Below are 6900 nucleotides of genomic sequence, written 5' to 3'. Positions count from 1 at the left end.
CCCAAAGGTCTCTGAATTACCCCCCCAGAGCCCCAAGCATGGTCAAATCCCCCAACTTCGCCAAAGACTGGTTCACCGCCAAGGGCTGGAAACCGTTCGCCTTCCAAAAAGACGTATGGCACGCAGTCAAGGAAGGCCAGTCGGGACTGCTCCACGCCAGCACCGGCGCCGGGAAAACCTACGCCCTGTGGTTCGCCGCCCTCAACCGCTTCGCCATCACCGAAACCACGCCCCGCAAACGCAAAGCCCCCGCCGAACCGCTGGCCGTCCTGTGGATCACCCCAATGCGCGCCCTGGCCGCCGACACCGCCCGCGCCCTTGAGGCCCCGCTCGAATCACTGAAAATCCCCTGGACCGTCGGCCTGCGCACCGGCGACACCAGCAGCAGCGAACGCGCCCGCCAAACCCGCCGTCTGCCCACCACCCTGATCACCACCCCGGAAAGCCTCACGCTGATGCTCGCCCGCGCCGACAGCCAGGCCAGCCTGTCGCACCTGCGCATGGTGGTAGTGGACGAATGGCACGAACTGATCGGCAACAAACGCGGCGTGCAATTGCAACTGGCCCTCGCCCGCCTGCGGCAATGGCACCCCGAGCTGATTGTGTGGGGCATTTCCGCAACCCTGGGTAATCAGGCCCACGCGTTGGAGGTGTTGATCCCACAAGGCGGCGGGATCAACGTCCAAGGCCAAACCACCAAACAGTTGCGAGTAGACACCCTGTTGCCACCGGTTATCGAGCGCTTTCCGTGGGCCGGCCATATCGGCCTGAAAATGCTCCCGCAAGTGGTGGCCGAAGTTGATGCCAGCAGCAGTTGCCTGGTGTTTACCAACACACGGGCACAATCGGAAATCTGGTACCAGGCCCTGCTCGACGCGCGCCCCGACTGGGCCGGAGTGATTGCCCTGCACCACGGCTCGCTGTCCCGGGAAACCCGGGACTGGGTGGAGCGAGCCCTGAAGGAGGGGCAACTGAAGGCCGTGGTGTGTACGTCGAGCCTGGACCTGGGGGTAGATTTCCTGCCGGTGGAACGGGTACTGCAGATTGGCTCCGCCAAGGGCGTAGCCCGGCTGATGCAGCGCGCAGGGCGCTCCGGCCACGCACCGGGCCGGCCGTCGCGGGTCACGCTGGTGCCAACCCACAGCCTGGAAATGGTGGAAGCCGCTGCCGCGCAGGACGCCATCGCTGAACGGCGCATAGAAGCGCGCCAGTCGCCTCACAAGCCGTTGGATGTGCTGGTGCAGCATCTGGTGAGCATGGCGCTGGGCGGCGGCTTTGTGCCGGATGAGCTGCTGGCGGAGGTGCGCACCGCGTGGGCCTATCGTGACCTGAGCGCAGCAGATTGGGCCTGGGCCCTGGGTTTCGTGCGCCATGGTGGCCTGTCACTGACGGCCTACCCGGATTACCGCCGCGTCGAGCCGGACGAACACGGCATCTGGCGCGTCCCCGACGCACGCCTGGCGCGGCGCCATCGCATGAGCGTGGGTACGATCGTCAGCGACGCCAGCATCCAGCTGAAATTCTGGAGCAAAGGCGGCGGTGGCAAGACCCTGGGCAGTGTCGAGGAAGGCTTTATTGCACGACTTAAGCCAGGGGATGGTTTCCTGTTCGCCGGCCGCTTGCTGGAGTTGGTACGGGTGGAAAACATGACTGCTTATGTGAAGCGCAGCACCGCGAAAAAGGCTGCCGTGCCACGCTGGAACGGCGGGCGCATGCCTCTTTCCAACGAGCTGGCCCAGGCGGTGGTCGAGCGCTTTGATGCGGCTGCCCACGGTCACTATCTCGGCCCGGAGATGCAAGCGGTGCAACCCTTGCTGGAAACCCAACTGCGCTGGTCCGGACTGCCGACCCGCGATCACTTGCTGGCCGAGGCCCTCAAGTCCCGGGAAGGCTGGCATCTGTTCCTGTATCCGTTTGCCGGGCGCCAGGTGCATCTGGGGCTGGCGAGCCTGCTGGCCTGGCGCGTCAGCCGGCGGCAGGCGGTGACGTTCTCGATTGCGGTCAATGACTATGGGCTGGAACTGCTGAGTGCCACCGAAGTGGATTGGCCTGAGTTATTGGGCGGCGAACTGCTGAGCGCGGATCATCTGCTGGATGACGTGGTAGCCAGCCTGAATGCCGGTGAGCTGGCCCTGCGACGTTTTCGCGAGATCGCGCGGATCGCCGGGCTGGTGTTCGCAGGCTATCCGGGCGCGCCGAAAAGTACGCGTCAGGTCCAGGCTTCCAGCGGTTTGTTCTTTGAAGTGTTCAAGCAATATGACCCGCAGAACCTGCTGCTGACCCAGGCCGGGGAAGAAGTCCTGCGGGATGAGCTGGATATTCGTCGCCTGGAAGAGACCTTGCGCCACCTGTCTGGGTTGAAGCTGGACCTGCATCGCATCAAACGGCCTACGCCGTTGGCCTTTCCGCTGCTGGTGGAACGTTTTCGGGAAAGCCTGAGCTCGGAAAAACTCTCGGAGCGGATTGCGCGGATGGTCAAGGATCTGGAAAAAGTCGCCGATAACGGGAAGCCCTGATGCCCGCTCATTACCCGATACATCTGGCGGAAGAAGCGCTGTGGTTGCTGGCGGACAAGGCGGTGTACTGGCCTGCGAGAAAGTGCCTGCTGATCGCCGACGCGCATTTTGGCAAGGCGTCGGCCTATCGCAGCCTGGGCCAGCCAGTGCCACAGGGCACGACGACGGCCAACCTGCAGCGCCTGGACCGGTTGTTGGCGGCTTTCCCCGGCGCGCAGGTGATCTTTCTCGGCGACTTTCTCCACGGGCCCGGCTCTCACGCCAGCGGCACCCTGAACGCCCTGAGAGCCTGGCGTGAGCGTCATGCAGGCGTGGCGCTCACGCTGATTCGCGGCAACCACGACAAACGCGCTGGCGACCCGCCCGGCGATCTGAACATTGAGGTGGTGACCGAACCCTTGCTGATGGGCCCGTTTGCCTTGCAGCACGAGCCCGCCCCCCATGCCAGCCACCATGTGCTGGCCGGGCACGTGCATCCGGTGTATCGCCTGCGGGGCAAGGGCCGGCAAAGCTTGCGCCTGCCGTGCTTCCTGATCGGCAACCAAGTCAGCCTGCTACCGGCGTTCGGCGCTTTTACCGGGGGTTATTCAGTGACGCAGGAAGAAGGCGGCCGGATCTTCGTGATCGGAGACCAGGAAGTATGGCCAGTGCGTTGAGCAACTGACCATTGGCGACACGTGCAGGAAGTCAGGCCACAGGGGCGGGAGGCGGTTCGTCAGGGAGAGTGGGTTCGCCAGGCTCTTCAGGCTGGTTGGGCCAGGGATCATCGGGACCTGGCTGGCCGGGAATGCCGCCTGCGGCGGGATCGGCCATCAAGGACCAGGCCATCACACCAATCTGGTTGGGTTCAAGCCGGGCGAGTTCGGCGCTGATTCGCGGATCGAGCTTCATAGGGGACTCCTCAAGCGTGGCCCGGCGCGTTGTGCACGCGTCGGGGCAGTACACCCAATAGAGTGCATGCCCGCTGACAAATTCCCTTAGCCTGTAAGACGATTCGATCAAGTGCGTGGGAGAGTGACGCCGCGCTGGCCCTGATACTTGCCGCCACGGTCCTTATAGGACACTTCGCACTCTTCGTCGGATTCGAAGAACAGCATCTGCGCCACGCCTTCGTTGGCGTAGATTTTTGCCGGCAAGGTGGTGGTGTTGGAGAACTCCAGGGTGACGTGCCCTTCCCATTCCGGCTCCAGCGGCGTCACGTTGACGATGATGCCGCAGCGCGCGTAGGTGCTTTTGCCCAGGCAGATAGTCAGGACATTACGCGGGATACGGAAGAATTCGACGGTGCGCGCCAGGGCAAAGGAGTTTGGCGGGATGATGCAGACGTCGCTCTTGACGTCGACGAAGCTTTTTTCGTCGAAGTTTTTCGGATCGACGGTTGCCGAGTTGATGTTGGTGAACACCTTGAACTCATCGGCGCAGCGTACGTCGTAGCCGTAGCTGGAAACCCCGAACGAGATCAGCCGCTCAGCGCCTTCGCCACGCATCTGGCGCTCCACGAAGGGCTCGATCATGCCGTGCTCTTGCGCCATGCGGCGAATCCACTTGTCCGATTTGATGCTCATGGCGGGTGTCCTGAATAGCGAGGTGAAAAAATTCTGTTGGGCATCTTACCGGGGCTGGCCCCGTGGTTCAAAGGGGCGGCTGTTTTTCTTGGCGCCGCGCAGCCCCTGCTGGGCGGGGCGCACCTTCAATTGTGGGGTGTTGGTGCGGTATCAGGGTGCCGCCAGTCACGAAAATAGAGAAACCTTCGGAAATACCATTGGCACGTTCCGGAAAAAGGGTTAAGGTGGCGCCACTGTGCTGCTTGTGTCACTGAGAATCTCTACACGATATGTTGAATTTCGATCCAACCATCTCCAAGAATTTTTCCTGCTCTTTGCACTCAGTCTCGGCCAGGGCTTTTCCTGAGTCGCAGTTAACTTTGTCCAAGGAGATACACCATGTCTAATCGCCAAACTGGTACCGTTAAGTGGTTCAACGATGAAAAAGGCTTCGGCTTCATCACTCCACAATCCGGTGACGACCTGTTCGTTCACTTCAAAGCTATCCAATCCGACGGCTTCAAAAGCCTGAAAGAAGGCCAACAGGTTTCTTTCATCGCTACCCGCGGTCAGAAAGGCATGCAAGCTGAAGAAGTTCAAGTTATCTAACTTGTACTGATTTAGTCGAAAAGCCCCGCCCTCAAAAGCGGGGCTTTTTTTGTGCTCGGGATTTGCCAATCACACGATGTAATTCCATGCACAAAAAAATGTGGGAGCGGGCTTGCTCGCGAAAGCGGTGAATCAGTCGCCAGATAGGCTGACTGAAACACCGTATTCGCGAGCAAGCCCGCTCCCACATTTCATCCTGCGTCGCTTATTGAAACAACGACTCACTCGACAAGCCATTCTTCTCGAGGATCTCGCGCAAGCGCTTGAGGCCCTCGACCTGGATCTGCCGCACCCGCTCACGGGTCAAGCCAATCTCCAGGCCAACATCTTCCAGGGTGCTGCTTTCGTGGCCGCGCAGCCCGAAGCGGCGAATCACCACCTCACGCTGTTTGTCCGTCAGCTCCGAAAGCCACTGGTCGATGCTTTGCGACAGATCGTCGTCCTGCAGCAACTCACATGGGTCCGTAGGACGATCATCGGTCAGGGTGTCCAGCAGGGTTTTATCCGAATCCGGACCCAGCGAGACATCGACGGAAGACACCCGCTCATTGAGACCGAGCATGCGCTTGACCTCTCCCACCGGTTTTTCCAGCAGGTTGGCGATTTCTTCAGGCGAAGGTTCATGATCGAGTTTCTGTGTCAGCTCACGCGCCGCCCGCAGGTAGACGTTGAGCTCCTTGACCACATGGATCGGCAACCGGATCGTACGGGTCTGATTCATGATCGCCCGTTCGATGGTCTGACGAATCCACCAGGTGGCGTAGGTCGAAAAGCGGAAGCCCCGCTCAGGGTCGAACTTTTCCACCGCCCGGATCAGGCCGAGATTGCCCTCTTCGATCAAGTCCAACAGGGACAGCCCACGATTGACGTAGCGTCGGGCGATTTTCACCACCAGTCGCAGGTTGCTTTCAATCATGCGCTTGCGCCCAGCCGGATCGCCCTTTTGCGACAAGCGCGCAAAATGGACTTCTTCTTCGGGAGTGAGCAGAGGGGAAAAGCCGATTTCATTGAGGTACAACTGAGTCGCGTCGAGCGCCCGTGTGTAATCAATGTACTTGTGTTGCTTTAACGCGGTGGAGTTCTTGGATTTGGTGCGAACTGAAGGTACAGCAGGTCCCTCATTCGACATCGATTCCGTATCGATGACAGTCTCCATAAGGAGAACCTCATCGTCGATGTCAAACTCCGGCGCTTCTTTACTGAGAGCCATTGTTATAGTCCTTTGGTGAGTTCGACCTCAAGCTCAAGCGACGCCTTTATCCTTGGCAACGCTGGAGCCTGTTCCTACTACGTGAGGAACAGGCTGTGCAACACATCAACGACGGGGAAGGAATTGCAGCGGATCAACAGGCTTCCCTTGGCGGCGAATCTCAAAGTGCAGTTTCACCCGGTCTGTACCAGTTGACCCCATTTCGGCAATTGTCTGTCCGACTTTGACCTGCTGCCCCTCCCGAACCAACAGCCTGCGGTTGTGACCGTAGGCACTGACGTAGGTATCGCTGTGTTTGATGATGACCAGCTCGCCGTAGCCCCGTAAACCACTCCCGGCGTATACCACTGTCCCATCAGACGCAGCTAAAACAGGCTGTCCCAAATCCCCGGCGATATCAATGCCTTTATTCAAACTACCGTTTGAAGAGAATTTTCCAATAAGGATGCCATTTGAGGGCCATCCCCAGCCGGTCGGTGCGGGCCCCGCCGGCGGCATCGGCGCAGGTGCCGGCTTGCTCGCAACGCTAGGTGCGGCGGTGCCTGCAGGCCGGGTGATGATGGTGGTCTTGCTCGAAGACGACGGCGAAGAAGCCGTGTTTGTGACTACCGCGGTCGGTGTTGAACCGGTTCGTCCATCGAAACGAATGGTCTGACCTGGATGTATCGTGTATGGCACAGGGATGTTGTTACGGGCGGCGAGCGCCTTGTAATCCCAGCCATAACGAAAGGCGATCGAGAACATCGTATCGCCCTTGCGCACGACGTATTGGCCTGTGGTAACGGTAGGTTTCTGCGGTACCGCGTTATTGCGGTCGACCACCCGCGCACCACCGGATGGCGTGCTTGAACAAGCCGCCAGCAAGGAACTCAAGACAAGGCCAATCACCAGTCGCTGAAAGCTTGTTTGACTCATACGCTGTGCAATGACCGTGAGACTCACCCGCCGCTCCCTTTGTGGTGGCTGACTATGAACGCCTGTATCAGGCTTGAAATATGACGCAAGTATAACTGGCCGTTGG

Annotated in this window: 7 protein-coding genes; 3 read left to right on the top strand and 4 right to left on the bottom strand. The window is 60.0% G+C overall.

What is annotated here, in order from left to right; genetic code table 11:
- Window positions 1-38 precede the first annotated feature (38 nt).
- Together HX869_RS17105 and pdeM are read left to right on the top strand one after the other, a co-directional pair.
- Window positions 39-2516 (top strand): ligase-associated DNA damage response DEXH box helicase, encoded by a 2478-nt coding sequence (locus HX869_RS17105; protein WP_178903383.1) that lies wholly within the window; start codon window positions 39-41, stop codon window positions 2514-2516.
- A complete protein-coding gene (gene pdeM, locus HX869_RS17100) occupies window positions 2516-3172 on the top strand; it encodes a ligase-associated DNA damage response endonuclease PdeM (RefSeq protein ID WP_177036972.1) in 657 nt (218 codons plus the stop codon). Before HX869_RS17105 ends, pdeM begins: the two co-directional genes overlap by 1 nt.
- Window positions 3173-3203: 31 nt before the next feature.
- Here pdeM and HX869_RS17095 read toward each other — a convergent pair whose 3' ends face one another.
- Window positions 3204-3407: a hypothetical protein gene (locus HX869_RS17095; RefSeq protein WP_003219272.1), complete on the bottom strand. Its 204-nt coding sequence runs from the start codon at window positions 3405-3407 to the stop codon at window positions 3204-3206.
- Between the two features lie 107 nt (window positions 3408-3514).
- Window positions 3515-4081 (bottom strand): dCTP deaminase, encoded by a 567-nt coding sequence (gene dcd / locus HX869_RS17090; protein ID WP_003219273.1) that lies wholly within the window; start codon window positions 4079-4081, stop codon window positions 3515-3517.
- Window positions 4082-4459: 378 nt separating this feature from the next.
- Here dcd and HX869_RS17085 point away from each other — a divergent pair, with 378 nt between their 5' ends.
- A complete protein-coding gene (locus tag HX869_RS17085) occupies window positions 4460-4669 on the top strand; it encodes a cold-shock protein (RefSeq protein WP_002554837.1) in 210 nt (69 codons plus the stop codon).
- A gap of 205 nt (window positions 4670-4874) precedes the next feature.
- On the opposite strand, the gene rpoS is transcribed toward HX869_RS17085, so the two are convergent.
- Both rpoS and HX869_RS17075 read right to left on the bottom strand, forming a co-directional pair.
- Entirely contained in the window at window positions 4875-5879 is a 1005-nt protein-coding gene (rpoS, locus tag HX869_RS17080) for an RNA polymerase sigma factor RpoS (RefSeq protein ID WP_003219274.1), read from the bottom strand.
- A gap of 105 nt (window positions 5880-5984) precedes the next feature.
- Window positions 5985-6821 (bottom strand): peptidoglycan DD-metalloendopeptidase family protein, encoded by an 837-nt coding sequence (locus HX869_RS17075; RefSeq protein WP_032898924.1) that lies wholly within the window; start codon window positions 6819-6821, stop codon window positions 5985-5987.
- Window positions 6822-6900: the final 79 nt, after the last annotated feature.

The organism is Pseudomonas sp. P7779, from assembly GCF_013386315.1.
Lineage (GTDB): Bacteria > Pseudomonadota > Gammaproteobacteria > Pseudomonadales > Pseudomonadaceae > Aquipseudomonas.
This window is presented reverse-complemented; position numbering and strand designations above follow the sequence as displayed.